The sequence below is a fragment of the Pseudogulbenkiania ferrooxidans 2002 genome, assembly GCF_000174355.1.
GTDB lineage: Bacteria > Pseudomonadota > Gammaproteobacteria > Burkholderiales > Chromobacteriaceae > Pseudogulbenkiania > Pseudogulbenkiania ferrooxidans.
Map to the genome: position 1 here is coordinate 120,095 of NZ_ACIS01000002.1, position 17,467 is coordinate 137,561.

Genomic DNA, 17,467 nt, shown 5'->3' on the forward strand with positions numbered 1-17,467 from the left:
AGACACACCTCCTGGTAGTGGTACTCCTTAAGCAAATACAGCCAGCAAATCCTTGTTGTTGATCCGGTCCCCCGAACGTACCCGTACCTCCCGGATTACTCCGTCGCGCTCGGCCTTCACCGCCACTTCCATCTTCATCGCCTCGAGGGTCAGTAGCGTGTCGCCCGCGCTCACCGTCTGACCGGGCTGGACGGCGACGGTGCTGACCATGCCCGGCATCGGCGCGCCGACGTGGTGCGGGTTGTCCGGGTCGGCCTGCGGGTGCTGGGATACAGCCTGCACGCCGTCCTTGGCTACCTTGACCAGGCGCGGCTGGCCGTTGAGCTCGAAGAACAGTTTGACGTGGCCGTCATCGGTATCGGCCCGGCCCAAGAGCTGCACCACCAGCGTCTTGCCGCGCTCCAGTTCGACGGTGATTTCCTCGCCCTCTTTGAGACCATAGAAGAACGCCGTGGTGGGGACGGTGGAGACGTCGCCGTAGCGCGCCTGGTGTTCGGCGAAGTCCTTGAACACCTTGGGGTACATCAGCGACGAGGCCAGTTCCTGCTCGCTGACGTCGCGGCCCCAGGCTTGCGTGAGTTTGGCCTTCTTGCTTTCCAGATCGACCGGTGGCATCACGGCGCCCGGTCGTCCGGTCAGCGCTGCCTCGCCCTTGAGCACCTTGAGCTGCAGCTCGGCCGGGAAGCCGTGGGCTGGGGTGCCGAGTTCGCCCTTGAACAGCGACACCACCGATTCGGGAAAGTCGATCGGCCGGGACGGGTCGAGCACGTCTTCAGGCGTCAGGCCGTTCGACACCATGAACAGCGCCATGTCGCCCACCACCTTAGAGGTCGGGGTCACCTTGACGATGTCGCCGAACAGCAGATTGACCTGGGCATACGCCTCGGCCACCTCCGGCCAGCGCGCTTCGATACCGAGCGAGCGCGCCTGCTCGCGCAGGTTGGTGACCTGGCCACCCGGCATCTCGTGCCGATAGACGTCGGCGGTACCGGCACGCATGTCTGCCTCGAACGGGGCGTAGCATTGGCGCACGCCTTCCCAGTAGGTGGAGAGCTGTTGCAGGTTCTTCCGGTCCAGCCCTGGGTCGCGTTCGCTGCCCGCCAGCGCCGCGACGATCGACCCCAGATTCGGCTGCGAGGTGAGCCCGCTCATTGCGTCCAGCGCCGCATCGACCGCGTCGACCCCGGCCTCGACGGCCGCCAGCACACTCGCCGCCGCAATGCCGGAGGTGTCGTGGGTGTGGAAGTGGATCGGCAGACCGACCTCGTTCTTCAGTGCCTTGACCAGCGCGGTGATCGCGCGCGGATGCGCGATGCCGGCCATGTCCTTGATCGCCAGGATGTGGGCGCCGGCCAGCTCCAGCTGCTTGGCCATGTCGACGTAGTACTTGAGGTCGTAGCGCCGACTGGAATCGAACAGATCCCCCGTGTAGCAGATCGCTGCCTCGCACAGCTTGCCGGTGTCGCGCACCGCGTCTATTGCCACGCGCATGTTGTCGACGGCGTTGAGTGAGTCGAACACGCGGAACAGGTCGATACCGCCCTCGGCTGCCTGGCGGATGAAGTGGCGCACCACGTTGTCGGGATAGTTGGTGTAGCCGACCGCGTTCGAGGCCCTCAGCAGCATCTGGAACAGGGTGTTCGGGATGGCGGTCCGTAGTTCGTCCAAGCGTTGCCACGGGTCTTCCTTGAGGAAGCGCATGGCGACGTCGAAGGTCGCACCGCCCCAGCACTCCAGCGAGAACAGCTGCGGCGCGAGCCGCGCGTAGTGCGGTGCCACCGCCAGCATGTCGACGGTGCGCATGCGCGTGGCAAACAGCGACTGGTGGGCGTCGCGCATTGTGGTGTCGGTGATCAAGACTTGCTTCTGCTCGCGCATCCACTGGGCGAAGCCTTCGGCACCGAGCTCCTGGAGGCGGTCACGTGTGCCGGCTGGCGGTTGCGTACCGAGATGACAGTCCGGCAGCCGGGCCGGGCCGGGCATCGGGCTGGGAGCGGCTCGTCCCTTCATCTCCGGATTGCCGTTGACGGTGACGTCGCCGAGGAACTCCAGCAGTTTGGTGGCGCGGTCTCGCCGTGGCGTGAAGTGGAACAGCTCCGGGGTCTGGTCGATGAAGCGCGTGGTGCACTGGCCCGAGGTGAACAGCGGGTGGGTGATCACGTTCTCCAGGAACGCCAGATTGCTCGAGACCCCTCTAATTCTGAACTCGCGTAAGGCACGGTGCATGCGTGCGGTGGCTTCGGCCGCACTGTGGCCCCAGGCGGTGACCTTGACCAGCAGGGAATCGTAATACGGCGTGATCACCGCGCCAGTGTAGGCGGTGCCGCTATCGAGCCGGACGCCGAAGCCGGCCGCGCTGCGAAAGGCGGTGAGGCGGCCGTAGTCGGGGGTGAAGGCGTTCTCCGGGTCCTCGGTGGTGACGCGGCACTGCAGGGCGTGGCCGAGCAGGCGGATGTCCCCCTGTGCCGGCACGAAGCTGTCCTCGTCGCCGATCTTCGCACCCTCAGTGATGCGAATCTGGGCCTTGACGATATCCACCCCCGACACCTCCTCGGTGACGGTGTGCTCGACCTGGATGCGCGGGTTGACCTCGATGAAGTAGAACGCCCCCGTGTCGGCGTCCATCAGGAACTCGACGGTGCCGGCGTGGGTGTAATCAACGGCATCGGCCAGCTTCAGCGCGGCCGCGCACAGCTCGGCGCGCTGCTGCTCGCTGAGATACGGTGCTGGCGCCCGCTCCACCACTTTCTGGTTACGGCGCTGCACTGAGCAGTCGCGCTCGAACAGGTGCACCCGGTTGCCGTGGCTGTCGCCGAGGATCTGCACCTCAACGTGGCGGGCGCGCCGCACCAGCTTCTCGAGGTAGACCTCGTCGTTGCCGAAGGCCGCCTTGGCCTCGCGTCGTGCCACCTCCATCGCGTCGGCCAGTTCGCCCTCGTGCTCGACCACGCGCATGCCGCGTCCACCGCCGCCCCAGCTGGCCTTGAGCATCAGCGGGTAGCCGACTTCGGCCGCCATCCGTTGCGCGTCAGCCAGGTCGTACGGCAACGCGCCGGTCGCCGGCACCACCGGCACGCCGGCGGCCTGCGCCAGTTCGCGAGCGGACACCTTGTTGCCGAGCTGGCGCATCACCTCGGGCCGGGGACCGATGAAGGCGATTCCCGCCGTGGCGCAGGCCTCGGCGAACTCGGGGTTCTCGGACAGGAAGCCGTAGCCGGGGTGGATGGCATCGACGTTGGCCTCGCGCGCGATGCGGATGATGTCGTCGATGTCGAGGTAGGCGGCGATGGGCTTCTGGCCGGCGCCGACGCGGTATGCCTCGTCGGCCTTGAAGCGGTGCAGCGCGAGCTTGTCTTCCTCGGCGTAGATGGCGACGGTGCGGATGTTCATCTCGCTGGCAGCGCGCATCACGCGGATGGCGATCTCACTGCGGTTGGCGATCAGGATGGACTGGATGGGCTTCATGAGTGCTTGAGTCTTTATCAAGAGATGGTCGGTCTCTGCTGAAACGAAATCAAAACGGCGTGGTTCGCTACGGAGCCTGAATCGATCTCGCTATCTCGCTTCCGATACGTTCTACCGTGAGCCATTTCCTCAATGTACTGTACAAGGTGCTGAGTAGCCTTTAAACGACAGCGCGGCTTTAAGAGCGTGTGGAGAGGACCGGCTCATCGAGTCTCCGTGACGATGGCGGCAACATCGGTACTTTCAGTTGCTGAGCTCGATACGTAAATTCCGAATAAAAGAATACTGTGATATGTCTGGGCTATCGATTTATCCAAGACCGGACGCCAGCGGTACTCCATATCCGCTATTGCTGTGCTCATGGCGGAGATCAGAGTGTGTATCCACCTGGCCGGGGTGTGAGGTGCCGTGATGCCAGGGCCTGGCGGGGGATCCGCCAGGCCCTGGGCAAGAAAGGCACGCTAATCGCGTGTTCCGGCTTGTTATGCGGCTCTCTCCGGGATGTACTCAGTGTGGGTTGTTTGACCCGGCTGGAACTGCTTCTCCCACTTGGCGATCACCAACGGCGCCAACGCGTTGCCCAGCACATTGAGGGCGGTATTGGGCATATCCATCAGGCGATAAATGCCGGCAATGAACGCAATGCCTTCCAGCGGCAGGCCGGCGCTGGTCAGGGTTGCCGTGAGAATGACGAACATGAAGCCCGGAACGCCGGCAGCGCCCTTCGACGTCAGCACCATGGTGACTACCAGCATGGCTTGATCCGCGATGCTCAGATGAATGTTGTAGAGCTGGGCGATGAACAGCGTGCCGATCCCCAGAAACAACGATGCGCCGTCTAGGTTGAACGAGTACCCGTCTATCCCATCCGGAGACGGTCACTTCATCGAAAAGCCTCGCCGGGACAGGAAGTCGCGCATGTGCGGGCGAGACTCCTTGCCCACCAGTCCCTTCATTTCCACACTCCAGCAACTGTCCTTGGTGCCTCCTGTCCGGCTCCGATAATAGGTACGCAGCTGCTCATCGTAAGCCTTGATGCCTTCGAGATCGTTCTGGTTCTGGTAGCACTCTTCCTTCAGCACCACCGACAACGGCAGTCGCGGTTTGATCTCGGGATCTTGGGCCGGGTAACCAAGGCATAAGCCAAAGATCGGGTACACGTGGTCTGGCAAGCCAAGCAGCTCGGCGATTTCTTGCGGGTGATTGCGGATGCCACCGATATAGCAGATTCCCAGCCCCAAAGACTCGGCGGCGGTCACGCTGTTTTGTGCGGCCAACGCGGCATCCACCGTGGCGATGATGAAGTGTTCCGTCATGCCGGCGCTGAACTGTCCACCCTGCATTTCGCACGCTAATTGCGGGCGGTGCAAATCCGCGCAATACACCAGAAAAGCTCCCGCGCTGGCCACATAGGCCTGCCCGCCGGAGAGAGCGGCGATTTTTTCGCGTTTCTCGACGTTGCGCACTCGGATCACGGTGGTGGCCTGAATATTGCTGGAGGTCGCTGCAGCCTGACCGCAGGCGACAATCTCGTTGATCAATTCATCGCTGACCGGCTGGTTGGTGAACTTGCGGATGGAACGATGGGATTTGAGAAGCTGAATAACCGGGTTCATGTTGGCTGTCTGTGTCGAGTTAGGAAAAAATACACGCGCGGCAAGACGTGCCTTGAGCGTCTTCCGCGAGAGGGTCGATGAGTTGTCATGCGCTGCAATTCAGGCCGCGGGATCGCTCCCCCCCGAACCGGATGCCATGAGCTCGGCGACCAATGCCCTGGCGCAGCCTGGCAGTGCTTCCATATCCCGCACCAGAACGCTCCGCTCACGAAGCGCCCACTCTTCATCAATTTTGATCACGGCAAGTTTCATAGTTTTTTCATGCCGTAAGGCGGCTGACTCGGGCAGGATGCCGATGCCGACCCCGGCTTCGATCATCCGGCACATGGCTTCGAAACTCCGCATCTGGATGCGCAAGGTGAGGGCGTGGCCATGCTGGGCACTGAGATCCAGCAGGAAGGCATGCAACGTGCTGCCTTCATGCATGCTGATGTGCTGATAGTCGAGCACGTCGGTGAAAACAACCTTTTGGCGCTGACTGAGCGGGTGTCCTTGTGGGGTGACCAGGACCAGGCGGTCGGTGCTGAAATGCAAAGCCTGCAAGCTTTGCTCCGGCACCGGTCCCGACACGATGCCCAGATCGGTCGATCCATCCACCACGCTGCGCACGATGTCCCGGGTCAACCGCTCCTGTAGATCGACAGTGACCCCGGGGCGTTCTGCGAGAAAGCGGCCCAATACTTCAGGCATGAATTCGGTCACCGCCGTGGTGTTCGCATAGATGCGGATATGGCCGGCGGTGTCGGCGCCGTTGGCGGAGAATTCACTTTTCACATACTCCACCTGACGCAGGATCAGCCGGGCATGGCGCAGCAGGGTCTCTCCGGCCTGGGTGAGGTCGACGCCACGGCTGTCGCGGTAAAACAGCCGGCTGCCGAGTTGATGTTCCAGCGTCTTGAGCCGCGTACTGGCGGCGGCGGGGGAGAGGCAGGCCTTGTGCGCGCCCTTGGTCAGGTTCTGCATCTCGGCAATGTGGACAAACAGGCGTAAATCGGTGAGATCAAAATGCATACGCGAACCCTCTCATCACAAAAATCCGGCCTACCTCAGCGTTAATCCTAGACTAACAGTAACAGAAAATATTTGCCCTCGCCGAATACTGTGACAGCCAAGGTCTAGCTTATTGTTGCGTCAAGAGCATTTATTAAAACCAAACGCCCCATTAAGAAATTGCAGATTCATGGAACGCCAAGCCCTTGCTAGATTGTTTGTAATAAAGAACCAAAGTGAGGAGAGAACCATGAGCCTGGATATCGATTACCTGCGGCAATGGATCGGGAAGTCCGAGGGCCGCGACGACCACATCACCCTGACGCCCATCGCCGCGCTGTCCGCCACGCTCGATCGCGACGATCCCGCGCCGCACGTAGGGAGCATGCTGCCGCCGCTGTGGCACTGGCTGTACTTTCTGCCCTTGTACCGCCATTCCGAGATCGGTCCTGACGGCCACGCCAAACGCGGCGGCTTTCTGCCGCCCGTGCCGCTGCCACGGCGCATGTGGGCTGGCGGTCGGCTTCAGTTCCTGAGGCCGCTGCGTGCCGGCTCGGCGATCAACCGGATTTCCCACATCGACAACCTCTCGGTCAAGGAAGGCCGGACCGGGCCACTGGTTTTCGTCCAAGTGCGGCATGTGATCGCGGATGGCGAGGGTGTGGCCATCATCGAAGAGCACGACATTGTCTATCGTGACCTGGCCAAGCCAGGTGACCCGGTGCCGCAGCCACAGGCCGCTCCCGCCGATCATGACTGGCTGCGCGAGATCCATCCGGACGATGTGCTGCTATTCCGCTATTCCGCGCTGACCTTCAACGGCCACCGTATTCACTACGACCGCCGCTACGTGACTGAGGTGGAGGGCTACCCGGGCCTGATCGTGCATGGTCCGCTGATCGCCACGCTGCTGGTCGATCTGCTGCGGCGGAATCTGCCGGGAGCGACGCTCTCGAACTTTTCCTTCCGGGCCGTCAAACCCGTGTTCGACATCGCGCCATTCTCGGTGTGCGGCCGACTAGACCCGGACGGCAAGATCGTCAAGCTGTGGGCCAAGGATGCCGAGGGCTGGCTGACGATGGAGGCGACCGCCACCCTGGCGTGATCCCCGCCTGATTACCTGTAGTGCCTTATCACCTCAGAACTTAAAGAGGAGGAGACCTTATGTCTTTCGATACCCAACATCAAGACGTGCGCGACGCCGTACGCCAGCTTTGCAGCCAGTTTCCCGACGAATATTTCCGCCAGATCGACGAGAAGAAGGCCTATCCCGAAGCGTTCGTGAATGAATTGATGGGCGCGGGCTGGCTGGCCGCCATGATTCCCGAGGAGTACGGCGGATCCGGCCTGGGGCTGACCGTGGCCAGCATCATCATGGAAGAGATCAACCGTTCCGGCGGCAACTCCGGCGCTGTGCACGGCCAGATGTACAACATGGGCACGCTGCTACGCCACGGCAGCAAGGAGCAGAAGGACAAGTACCTGCCCCAGATCGCCGCCGGTGAGCTGCGCATCCAGTCGATGGCCGTCACCGAACCGACCACCGGCACCGATACCACCAAAATCAAGACCACCGCGGTGAAGAAGGATGGCCGCTGGGTGGTCAACGGCCAGAAGGTGTGGATCTCGCGCGTGCAGCACTCGGACCTGATGATCTTGCTGGCGCGCACCACGCCGCTGGCCGAGGTCCAGAAGAAGTCCGAAGGAATGTCGATCTTCATCGTCAACCTGCAGCAAGCGATCGGCAACGGCCTGACCGTGCGGCCGATCCCGAATCTGGTCAACCACGAAACCAACGAGCTGTTCTTCGACAACCTGGAGATTCCGGAAGAGAACCTGATCGGGGAAGAAGGGAAAGGGTTCAAGTACATCCTCGACGGGCTCAATGCCGAGCGCACACTGATTGCCGCCGAATGTATCGGCGACGGTTACTGGTTCATCGATCGCGCCACCAAGTACGCTAACGAGCGCGTGGTTTTCGACCGACCAATCGGTAAGAACCAAGGCGTGCAGTTCCCGATCGCCGAAGCGTTCATCGAGATCGAAGCGGCCAACCTGATGCGCTTCAAGGCCTGTGAGCTATTCGATGCCAAGCAGCCGTGCGGGGCGCAGGCCAACATGGCCAAGTACCTCGCCGCCAAGGCGTCGTGGGAAGCGGCCAATGTCTGCATGCAGACCCATGGCGGTTTCGGTTTCGCCAACGAGTACGACATCGAACGCAAGTTCCGCGAGACGCGCCTGTACCAGGTGGCACCGATCTCGACCAACCTGATCTTCTCCTACGTAGCCGAGCATCTGCTCGGACTGCCGCGGTCGTTCTGAGGAGCCAGCCATGCGTCCCCTGGAGGGTATTACCGTCGTCACGCTGGAGCATGCGATCGCCGCGCCGTTCTGCACACGGCAGTTGGCCGACCTAGGCGCCCGCGTGATCAAGATCGAGCGCCCGCGTGTCGGCGACTTCGCCCGTGCCTACGACGAACGGGTGCGCGGCCTAGCCTCGCACTTCGTCTGGAGCAACCGCTCGAAGGAGAGCCTGACGCTTGACGTCAAGCACCCCGAGGCGCAGAAGCTGCTGGGCAAGCTGCTCGAGCAGGCCGACGTGCTGGTGCAGAACCTGGCGCCCGGCGCGGCCGCCCGCCTTGGACTGTCGTACGAGGCCCTGTGTGACAAGCACCCCGGACTCATCGTCTGTGACATCTCCGGCTACGGTGCTGACGGTCCGTATCGCGACAAGAAGGCCTATGACCTGCTGATACAGAGCGAGTCGGGCTTCCTGTCGATTACCGGCTCGCCCGACGAGCCGGCCAAGGCCGGCTGCTCGATCGCCGACATCTCCGCGGGCATGTACGCCTACACCAACATCCTAGCCGCCTTGCTGCAGCGCGCCCGCACCCAGAAAGGCTGCCAGATCGACGTGTCGATGTTGGAGAGCATGGTGGAGTGGATGAGCTACCCGCTCTACTACGCCTTCGACGGCGCCACGCCACCGCCGCGCGCCGGCGCCGCACACGCGACGATCTATCCCTACGGCCCGTTCCAGGCCGGCGACGGCAAGACGGTCATGCTCGGGCTACAGAACGAGCGCGAGTGGGGAACCTTCTGCGACAAGGTATTGGACAAGCCGGAGCTGGCGCACGATCCGCGCTTCTCCTCGAACTCCAAGCGCGTGGCGGCGCGCAACGAACTGCGTGCGCTGATCATCGACGTGTTCTCCGGCCTGACCGCCGACCAGGTGATCGCCAAACTGGACAACGCACAGATCGCCAATGCCCACATGAACGACATGCACGACGTGTGGCAGCACCCGCAGCTCAAGGCGCGCCAGCGCTGGACCGAGGTGAACACGCCGGCTGGCCCGATACCCGCCTTGCTCCCGCCAGGCAAAACCGATGCTTTTGAGCCGCGTATGGACCCGGTACCCGCGCTCGGTGAACACACCGAGATTATCTTGCAAGAACTCGGTTGCAGCGCGGATGACATCTCGCGTCTGCATGAAGCCGGCGTGATCTGAGAAAGGAATAACCCGTGAACGCTTCTAGTGTGGTCTCGAAAACCATCCGTACCTCCTTGTTCGTCCCCGGCGACCGTGGGGAGCGCATCCCCAAGGCGCTGGCCAGCGGGGCCGATGGAATCATCGTCGACCTGGAAGACGCCGTGGCGGCAGAAGCCAAAGCCCAGGCCCGGCAAATCATCCGCGAGTTTCTCGACGCGAACCCGGCGGCCCGCGTTCTGGTGCGTATCAACGCGGCGGATACCCGCGAACATGCCGAAGACCTGGCCCTGGCAAGCCACCCGGGCGTGGCTGCAGTGCTGTTGCCCAAGGCCGAAACGGCCGAGCAAGTGCGGCACGTCAATGCAACCTGTGGCAAGCCGGTCTGGCCGATTGTCGAAACCGCCCTTGGCGTCTTAGCCGTGCCCGAGCTGGTTCGTGCACAGGGTGTCGAGCGCCTTGCCTTGGGTACGCTCGATCTTGGGCTCGATCTTGATCTGAAACCAGGCTCCGTAGGCGGTGAAACGATGCTCGATCAGGCCCGCTTTACCCTAATGCTTCATTCTCGTGCCGCCCACCTGCCGCCGCCGATCGATGGCGTGTACCCCGCGCTAGCCGACAAAACCGGCCTGGCTGAAGCGGCCGCACGCTCCAGGGCGGCCGGCATGGGCGGGATGCTGTGCATTCATCCTTCCCAGGTCGAGATCATCAATGCCGCCTTCAGTCCGGGCCAGGGCGAATTGGATTGGGCCCGCCGGGTGGTGGAAACCGCGAAGCAAAGCAATGGCGCCTTTTCTCTGGATGGGCAGATGGTCGATGCGCCGGTCATCGAGCAGGCGGCGCGTATTTTGCAACGAGCCGGTTCTTAGCGTTTTTTGTCGTCGATAAAACCATAGAGGAGAGACACGATGTTCAACAAAACCATGGTATCTGCTGTACTCGGGCTGGCGTTTTTCTCGCACAATGCCCAGGCTGCCGAACCGATCATCATCAAGTTCAGTCATGTCGTGGCACCGAATACCCCGAAGGGTCAGGCAGCAGAACGATTCAAACAGCTTGCTGAAAAGATGACGGCCGGCAGGGTCAAGGTCCAGGTCTACCCCAATAGCCAGCTGTACAAGGATAAAGAGGAACTGGAGGCACTCCAGCTGGGTGCTGTGCAGATGCTGGCACCGTCGCTGGCCAAGTTCGGTCCGGTCGGCGTGAAGGAATTCGAGATATTCGATATGCCCTATCTGTTCCAGGACAAAGTGGCATTACGCAAAGTGACCGATGGACCGATTGGCCAGAAGCTTCTTGCCAAGCTAGATAAGACGGGCATCAAGGGGCTGGCGTATTGGGATAACGGCTTCAAGATCATGACGGCAAACAAGCCGATTATTCAGCCTGATGATATGAGGGGTCTGAAGTTGCGCATTCAGTCTTCAAAAGTGCTGGAGGCACAGATGAGGGCATTCAACGCGCTGCCTCAGAACATGGCGTTCTCCGAGGTATACCAGGCACTACAGACGGGCGTGGTTGATGGCACCGAAAACACGCCGTCTAATATTTACACCCAGAAAGTCCATGAAGTTCAGACCAACATGACCCTATCCAATCACGGATACGTCGGTTATGCGGTCGTGGTGAACAAGAAATTCTGGGATGGCTTGCCTGCCGATATCCGAGCCTCGCTCGAGCGGGCGTTGAAGGAGACTACGGTCTACAACAATACCATCGCCCAGAAAGACAACGACGATGCCATTGCTGCGATGAAGGCCACCGGCAAAGTCGCTTTCCACACCCCGACACCGCAAGAGCGGCAAGCCTGGATGGCCAAGCTCAAACCCGTTGAGAAGGACATGGCCTCCCGCGTCGGGGCAGGGTTGATCCAGGAAATCAATCAGGCGACGAGGCGGAAATAATCCATCGTTCCATGGTGGTAGCACGCCTCGGCTAGCCATCCATCAGAATGTCCGCCTGGGGAGGGCTCAAGCATCATCATGCCTGGGCCCTCCCGATGAAGGGGCGTGAAAGAAGGATGGTTTTGCATGCCTGATGATGTGGGAGTTTCAGGAGAATTCATGAAAGTACTGGTGGCAGTCAAAAGAGTGGTCGATTACAACGTCAAAGTCCGGGTCAAGGCCGATGGCACTGGCGTGGATATCGCCAACGTCAAGATGTCGATGAACCCGTTCGACGAAATCGCCGTGGAAGAGGCGGTGCGCCTCAAGGAAGCCGGCAAGGTCAGTGAGGTGGTGGCGGTATCGCTGGGCGTCAAGCAGTGCGAAGAAACCTTGCGCACCGCACTGGCGATGGGGGCCGACCGCGCCATCCACGTCGAGACCGACGCCGAGCTGCAGCCCTTGGCCGTGGCCAAGCTGCTCAAGGCCGTGGCCGAGAAGGAACAGCCGCAGCTGATGATCCTCGGCAAGCAGGCGATCGACGACGACGCCAACCAGACCGGCCAGATGGTCGCCGCGCTGCTGGGTTGGGGTCAAGGTACCTTCGCCTCCAAGGTCGACCTGGCGGCGGAAACCGTCGACGTCACCCGCGAGGTGGACGGCGGCCTGGAAACCGTCAAGCTGCGCCTGCCGGCGGTGGTGACCACCGACCTGCGCCTGAACGAGCCGCGCTACGTCAAGCTGCCGAACATCATGGCCGCCAAGAAGAAGCCGCTCGACAAGTTGACGGTGGAGGCACTGGGCGTCGACGTGACCCCGCGTCTGAAAACCCTCAAGGTGGCCGAGCCGGCCAAGCGTTCCGCCGGCATCAAGGTGGCCAACGCCGCCGAACTGGTCGCCAAACTCAAGAATGAAGCAAAGGTGCTGTGATCATGGCCATTCTCGTTATCGCTGAACACGACAACCAGAGCCTGAAGGCAGGCACCCTCAATACCGTTACCGCCGCCGGCAAGGTCGGCGGCGAGGTGCACCTGCTGGTGGCCGGCCACAACTGCGGCGCGGTCGCCGACGCGGCCAAGGCCGTGGCCGGTGTGGCCAAGGTGCTGGTGGCCGACTCTGCCCAATACGCCCACGGCCTGGCCGAGAACCTGGCCGCGCTGGTGGTCGATCTGGCCAAGAACTACAGCCACGTGCTGTCGCCGGCGGGCACCTCGGGCAAGAACTTCCTGCCGCGCGTCGCCGCGCTGCTCGACGTGGCGCAGATTTCCGACATCGTCGCCGTCGAGTCGGCCGACACCTTCGTGCGTCCGGTCTACGCCGGCAACGTGCTGGCTACGGTGCAGTCCGTCGATTCCATCAAGGTCATCACCGTGCGCACCACCGCCTTCGAGGCGGCGGCACTGGGCGGTTCGGCCAACGTGGACAGCATCGGCGCGGCGGCCGAGGCCCAGCTGTCGAGCTTCATCAGCCAGGAGCTGACCAAGTCGGACCGTCCGGAACTGGGCGCCGCCAAGGTGATCGTTTCCGGCGGCCGTGCGCTGGGTTCGGAAGAACAGTTCAAGGCCATCATCGAGCCGCTGGCCGACAAGCTGGGTGCCGCCGTTGGCGCCTCGCGTGCCGCCGTGGACGCCGGCTACGCGCCGAACGACTACCAGGTCGGTCAGACCGGCAAGGTGGTGGCGCCGCAGCTGTACGTCGCCGTCGGCATTTCCGGCGCGATCCAGCACCTGGCCGGCATGAAGGACTCCAAGGTCATCGTCGCCATCAACAAGGACGAAGAAGCACCGATCTTCCAAGTGGCCGACTACGGCATCGTCGGTGACTTGTTCACCGTCGTGCCCGAACTGATCCAGGCGTTGGGAAACAACTGATGACACGCCCTTGTATGGATCAGATCGTCTTACCGACGGATGTCCTGGCCACTTCCTCATGGGTTCTTCAACTTGCTTGCGGAGTGGCAATCAGGGAGGAGAGTGTATGAGCGTGCGCGAAAGCATGAAATACGACGTGGTGATCGTCGGCGGCGGCCCTTCCGGCCTGACCGCGGCGATCCGCCTCAAGCAGCTGGCGGCCGACAAGGGCCAGGAGATCAGCGTCTGCCTGCTGGAGAAGGGCTCCGAAATCGGCGCCCACATCCTCTCCGGCGCGGTGCTCGAACCGCGCACGCTGAACGAACTGATCCCCGACTGGAAAGACAAGGGCGCGCCGCTCAACACTCCGGCGCAGAAAGACCAGTTCCTGCTGCTGACCGAGACCGAGTCGATCCCGCTGCCCACCCCGCCGCAGATGCACAACGAGGGCAACTACATCATCAGCCTCGGCAACTTCTGCCGCTGGCTCGGCCAGCAGGCCGAAGAGCTGGGAGTGGAAATCTACCCCGGCTTCGCCGCCGCCGAAGTGCTCTACCACCCGGACGGCTCGGTCAAGGGCGTGGCTACCGGCAACGTCGGCACCGGCAAAAACGGCGACCAGGACGGCGAGCCCGGCATCGAGCTGTGGGCCCGGCAGACCGTGTTCGCCGAAGGCTGTCGCGGCTCGCTCACCAAGACCCTGTTCGAGCGCTTCAAGTTGCGTAACGGCGCCGACCCGCAAACCTACGGCATCGGCATCAAGGAACTGTGGGAGGTGAAACCCGAGCTGCACCAGCCGGGCAAGATCACCCACACTGCCGGCTGGCCGATGGACACCGCTACCTACGGCGGCTCCTTCCTCTACCACCTGGAAAACAATCAGGTGGTGGTCGGCTTCGTGGTCGGGCTGGACTACCAGAACCCCTACCTGTCGCCGTACGAGGAATTCCAGCGCTTCAAGACCCACCCGGCGATCCGTGGGGTGTTCGAAGGCGGGCGGCGCCTGTCCTACGGCGCGCGCGCCATCTCCGAAGGCGGGCTGCAGAGCATTCCCAAGCTCACTTTCCCGGGCGGGGTGCTGATCGGCGACACCGCCGGCTTCCTAAACGTGCCCAAGATCAAGGGCACCCACACCGCGATGAAGTCCGCCATGCTCGCGGCCGAGGCGATCGTCGAGGCGCTGGCCACGGCCCAGGAAGGCCAAGCGGTCGAGGCCAGCGCGTACACCGCCAGGTTCAAGCAGAGCTGGCTCTACGACGAACTCTACCGCGTGCGCAACATCCGCCCGGCGTTCCGCTGGGGGCTGTGGCCGGCGATGCTCTACTCGGCGCTGGACACCTACCTGTTCCGCGGCAAGGCACCGTGGACGCTGCACCACAAGCACGCCGACCACGAGTGCCTCAAGCCCAAGGACGAGTGCACGCCGATCGCCTACCCGAAACCGGACGGGGTGCTGACCTTCGACCGCCTGTCGTCGGTGTTCATCTCCAACACCAACCACAGCGAAGACCAGCCGGCACACCTCAAGCTGAAGGACCCGAGCGTCCCGATCAAGATCAATCTGGCCCAGTACGACGCGCCCGAGCAGCGCTACTGCCCGGCCGGGGTGTACGAGATCGTCGGCCGCGAGGAGGGGGCGCCGCGTCTGCAGATCAACGCGCAGAACTGCGTGCACTGCAAGACCTGCGACATCAAGGACCCGACCCAGAACATCAACTGGGTGACGCCGGAAGGCGGCGGCGGGCCCAACTACCCCAATATGTGATTTAGATAGCCTGCAGCAAATCTCCGAGTAAATGCTGGCATGCTACTTTCTTGACTGTGCGGGCGTTGATTCACTCAGCACGATCAGGAAAAGCTGGCACCTCATCTAATATTGGTATTGTCTAGTGGTCCCAATAGATGAGGTGTATTTGTTACGACGAAATGAGAGCTGGGGGCGATTCCTCCCTTTCAGTTTTTTCGAGAGAAAACCATGAAAGTTAAGCTGATCAAGTGGCTTCTTCTATACGTGATAGAGCGTAGTGTTACGTCTCCCTCTGATGCTGAAAATGCCACTCATACTTCCGTCAGTCAGAAAATTCAGGTTTTAGAGTCTTGGATTGTGAGAAATCTGGCTGTCCGCAGTATTAACTCGGTCAGCCAAGTTTTTGCAGGCATGCTGTTCTATTGACCCCAGGCATCAGGGCGGTTGTCGCTATGATTTGATGTACCAAATCGGGGCCGGATAAAGATGAATCGGGGGAGGGACGCGAAATAGAGAGAATATATGGATACGATATGCACGACCTGTATATATCCCCACAGCATTGCTCCCCGAGCACGGTCACCCGCCCCCCTGTTTGGCCTCTGCATCTCATGCGCAGAGCTGACTGCTCTGATCTATCTCCACCCGGATATACAGTCAGTTGCGGGCATACGTAGTTTGTACGGTGCTTATTGCAAAAGCGGGACCATGCCACGTGTGCGATTCAACTACCCCAGTGAAAACGACCCTCTTGCCGTTTCATTACCCACCTTCCTGGCCTATTGTGCGGAGCATGCGCTCGCGTTGGAGGCGGCGTTGCACACCGCCATCTGGCAGTATTTTGAGGGGCTGCGTGACGACAACGGAAAACTGTATCCGATCGCGGACAACCGTCTCCGCCGCGCAGACATGCCGCGAGGGCACAAAGCTCTGAGGGCGCTGAGTGCCACCTATGGCCTCGAGATACAGACATATCCACCCATCCCCCGTCAGGACAGTATCGAGCTGGAATTCCCGGCACAACCCGAAGAGGGGCGGGTCACCCTGAGCGCCTTTCTCCGGCGCTGTCGCTTTCTTGCCGAAACCCCTGAAGAGCTGATTCAACATGCGGTCTGGCAACTGGTTACTCGGTCATCTGAAACGTCAGAGTAAGGTTACACGGTCCGCCTCCAGTGATCTCCAGGGAGGAGAAAACAGCCGTTCTCCTCTTCATGCCATCGATTTTGGATAACACGCTATCCTCGGCAACTGTCCGACGTCAGTTGCATCCAACGTCTACTTCCCGAGGCAGAACAGTCATAGCCATCGGGATGCCGACCGACAAGAGTTCGGCCTGAGCGGTCATCCCGCCCTAGAAACGAAAACGGCTGCTTCCTAATGAGAAAACAGCCGTTCAATTGTCGAGAAAAGCCGAGGGAGATTCACTTTCAAGAACAGCAGAGGTAGGGCAAAAGAGGTTACATAGTAATCCCCATGTTGCGCAGCTTAAGCATTACGATTTATCCAATTGGCCTGCCCAAGTGCGAATTTGATCGATAGTCGCCGTAGCGCCCCCGCATACGATGACCAAAACCTTGGAGTAACTGGCCAACACCGGTGCCTGGTCGTAGACTACGGAAAGGGCCGCGCCGCAAGCTGGTTCAACCAGGATGCGATGGTCCGCCAGAAAACGCTCGCAGGCGGCAAGGGAGCTGTGGTCCGACACGACGAGGCTCTGGATGGGGTGTTCATGTGCACAACGCAATGCCTGTTCGCACACCCGCTTGGCGCCTAGCGAAGTGGCGACGCTGCTGATGCGCTCCAGCTCCACCGTATATCCGGCTTGGACGGCTGCATGGAACGAGGCTGCGCCTTCGGTTTCCACCGCCAACACCGGCACATCATGCCACTGATTGCGCTGGAGGCCCTCCACCACGCCGGAAAGTAGACCGCCCCCACCGACGGACAGCACCACGGCATCTGGCTTGAGGTTCGCTTGGGCAACCTCATCGATCATCGTGGCATGTCCATGCCACAGCAGCGGGTCATCGAAAGGATGCAGAAAAGCATCCGTCGGCCCAAGTAAAGTTTGCGCGAACTGATTGGCCTCTTGCCAGGAACTGCCGTGCACCACAACCTCTGCCCCTTCCAAACGGAGCAGCTCCTTGGCCCGCTCCGTGGTCGTTTCCGGCACCACCACCGTTACAGGAACACCCAGACGACGCCCCGCATAGGCCACAGCAAGCCCTGCATTGCCGCCAGAGGATGAGACGAAACGCTGCGCGCCTTGGCTCTGGTAGACGGCACAAGCGTGGCCGATGCCCCGGATCTTAAAAGATCCAGGCAATTGCAAAGCATCGAGCTTGAGCCATATGGATCGGCCTGCAAGAACGCTCAAGGGACGCGACTCCATCAAAGGAGTTTCAAAGTGCAGATTCATGGCGATG

15 protein-coding genes are annotated in these 17,467 nt (G+C 61.5%); 10 read left to right on the forward strand and 5 right to left on the reverse strand.

Annotation, left to right across the window (positions count from 1 at the left end; genetic code table 11):
- Positions 1-27: 27 nt before the first annotated feature.
- The 4 genes from FURADRAFT_RS03305 to FURADRAFT_RS03320 all read right to left on the reverse strand — a co-directional run bounded on the left by FURADRAFT_RS03305 (position 28) and on the right by FURADRAFT_RS03320 (position 6,092).
- The gene (locus tag FURADRAFT_RS03305) at positions 28-3,465 is read right to left on the reverse strand and encodes a pyruvate carboxylase (RefSeq protein ID WP_008952689.1); all 3,438 of its coding nucleotides are present in this window, start codon (positions 3,463-3,465) and stop codon (positions 28-30) included.
- Positions 3,466-3,947: 482 nt separating this feature from the next.
- Complete coding sequence (locus FURADRAFT_RS03310) at positions 3,948-4,328, reverse strand: cation:dicarboxylate symporter family transporter (protein ID WP_268869726.1); 381 nt, start codon at positions 4,326-4,328, stop codon at positions 3,948-3,950.
- 15 nt (positions 4,329-4,343) lie between these two features.
- Entirely contained in the window at positions 4,344-5,081 is a 738-nt protein-coding gene (gene nfsA / locus FURADRAFT_RS03315; protein WP_008952691.1) for an oxygen-insensitive NADPH nitroreductase, read from the reverse strand.
- Positions 5,082-5,180: 99 nt separating this feature from the next.
- The gene (locus FURADRAFT_RS03320) at positions 5,181-6,092 is read right to left on the reverse strand and encodes a LysR family transcriptional regulator (protein WP_008952692.1); all 912 of its coding nucleotides are present in this window, start codon (positions 6,090-6,092) and stop codon (positions 5,181-5,183) included.
- Positions 6,093-6,321: 229 nt separating this feature from the next.
- On the opposite strand from FURADRAFT_RS03320, the gene FURADRAFT_RS03325 reads away from it, so the two are divergent.
- From FURADRAFT_RS03325 to FURADRAFT_RS20405, 10 genes are all read left to right on the forward strand, one after another.
- On the forward strand, positions 6,322-7,176 hold the full coding sequence (locus FURADRAFT_RS03325; protein WP_008952693.1) for an FAS1-like dehydratase domain-containing protein: 855 nt from the start codon (positions 6,322-6,324) through the stop codon (positions 7,174-7,176).
- A gap of 59 nt (positions 7,177-7,235) precedes the next feature.
- Positions 7,236-8,393, forward strand: a complete 1,158-nt coding sequence (locus tag FURADRAFT_RS03330) for an acyl-CoA dehydrogenase family protein (RefSeq protein ID WP_008952694.1) — start codon at positions 7,236-7,238, stop codon at positions 8,391-8,393.
- A 10-nt stretch (positions 8,394-8,403) separates the two neighbouring features.
- Positions 8,404-9,582 (forward strand): CaiB/BaiF CoA transferase family protein, encoded by a 1,179-nt coding sequence (locus FURADRAFT_RS03335; protein WP_008952695.1) that lies wholly within the window; start codon positions 8,404-8,406, stop codon positions 9,580-9,582.
- 14 nt (positions 9,583-9,596) lie between these two features.
- Entirely contained in the window at positions 9,597-10,430 is an 834-nt protein-coding gene (locus tag FURADRAFT_RS03340) for an HpcH/HpaI aldolase/citrate lyase family protein (protein ID WP_008952696.1), read from the forward strand.
- A gap of 39 nt (positions 10,431-10,469) precedes the next feature.
- Complete coding sequence (locus FURADRAFT_RS03345) at positions 10,470-11,465, forward strand: TRAP transporter substrate-binding protein (protein ID WP_008952697.1); 996 nt, start codon at positions 10,470-10,472, stop codon at positions 11,463-11,465.
- A 159-nt stretch (positions 11,466-11,624) separates the two neighbouring features.
- Positions 11,625-12,374, forward strand: a complete 750-nt coding sequence (locus FURADRAFT_RS03350; protein WP_008952698.1) for an electron transfer flavoprotein subunit beta/FixA family protein — start codon at positions 11,625-11,627, stop codon at positions 12,372-12,374.
- 2 nt (positions 12,375-12,376) lie between these two features.
- The gene (locus FURADRAFT_RS03355; RefSeq protein WP_008952699.1) at positions 12,377-13,315 is read left to right on the forward strand and encodes an electron transfer flavoprotein subunit alpha/FixB family protein; all 939 of its coding nucleotides are present in this window, start codon (positions 12,377-12,379) and stop codon (positions 13,313-13,315) included.
- A 106-nt stretch (positions 13,316-13,421) separates the two neighbouring features.
- Positions 13,422-15,059: an electron transfer flavoprotein-ubiquinone oxidoreductase gene (locus FURADRAFT_RS03360; RefSeq protein WP_008952700.1), complete on the forward strand. Its 1,638-nt coding sequence runs from the start codon at positions 13,422-13,424 to the stop codon at positions 15,057-15,059.
- Between the two features lie 210 nt (positions 15,060-15,269).
- Complete coding sequence (locus FURADRAFT_RS20400; RefSeq protein WP_150104999.1) at positions 15,270-15,467, forward strand: hypothetical protein; 198 nt, start codon at positions 15,270-15,272, stop codon at positions 15,465-15,467.
- Between the two features lie 291 nt (positions 15,468-15,758).
- A complete protein-coding gene (locus FURADRAFT_RS20405; RefSeq protein ID WP_150105000.1) occupies positions 15,759-16,193 on the forward strand; it encodes a hypothetical protein in 435 nt (144 codons plus the stop codon).
- A 340-nt stretch (positions 16,194-16,533) separates the two neighbouring features.
- Here FURADRAFT_RS20405 and FURADRAFT_RS03370 read toward each other — a convergent pair whose 3' ends face one another.
- The gene (locus FURADRAFT_RS03370; RefSeq protein WP_040652398.1) at positions 16,534-17,460 is read right to left on the reverse strand and encodes a pyridoxal-phosphate dependent enzyme; all 927 of its coding nucleotides are present in this window, start codon (positions 17,458-17,460) and stop codon (positions 16,534-16,536) included.
- Positions 17,461-17,467: the final 7 nt, after the last annotated feature.

Excerpts from the sequence above, each read along its gene's own strand:
- FURADRAFT_RS03305 (WP_008952689.1), bottom strand. The coding sequence starts at position 3,465 with ATGAAGCCCATCCAGTCCATCCTGATCGCCAACCGCAGTGAGATCGCC.
- nfsA (WP_008952691.1), bottom strand. The coding sequence starts at position 5,081 with ATGAACCCGGTTATTCAGCTTCTCAAATCCCATCGTTCCATCCGCAAG.
- FURADRAFT_RS03320 (WP_008952692.1), bottom strand. The coding sequence starts at position 6,092 with ATGCATTTTGATCTCACCGATTTACGCCTGTTTGTCCACATTGCCGAG.
- FURADRAFT_RS03325 (WP_008952693.1), top strand. The coding sequence starts at position 6,322 with ATGAGCCTGGATATCGATTACCTGCGGCAATGGATCGGGAAGTCCGAG.
- FURADRAFT_RS03330 (WP_008952694.1), top strand. The coding sequence starts at position 7,236 with ATGTCTTTCGATACCCAACATCAAGACGTGCGCGACGCCGTACGCCAG.
- FURADRAFT_RS03335 (WP_008952695.1), top strand. The coding sequence starts at position 8,404 with ATGCGTCCCCTGGAGGGTATTACCGTCGTCACGCTGGAGCATGCGATC.
- FURADRAFT_RS03345 (WP_008952697.1), top strand. The coding sequence starts at position 10,470 with ATGTTCAACAAAACCATGGTATCTGCTGTACTCGGGCTGGCGTTTTTC.
- FURADRAFT_RS03350 (WP_008952698.1), top strand. The coding sequence starts at position 11,625 with ATGAAAGTACTGGTGGCAGTCAAAAGAGTGGTCGATTACAACGTCAAA.
- FURADRAFT_RS03355 (WP_008952699.1), top strand. The coding sequence starts at position 12,377 with ATGGCCATTCTCGTTATCGCTGAACACGACAACCAGAGCCTGAAGGCA.
- FURADRAFT_RS03360 (WP_008952700.1), top strand. The coding sequence starts at position 13,422 with ATGAGCGTGCGCGAAAGCATGAAATACGACGTGGTGATCGTCGGCGGC.
- FURADRAFT_RS20400 (WP_150104999.1), top strand. The coding sequence starts at position 15,270 with ATGAAAGTTAAGCTGATCAAGTGGCTTCTTCTATACGTGATAGAGCGT.
- FURADRAFT_RS03370 (WP_040652398.1), bottom strand. The coding sequence starts at position 17,460 with ATGAATCTGCACTTTGAAACTCCTTTGATGGAGTCGCGTCCCTTGAGC.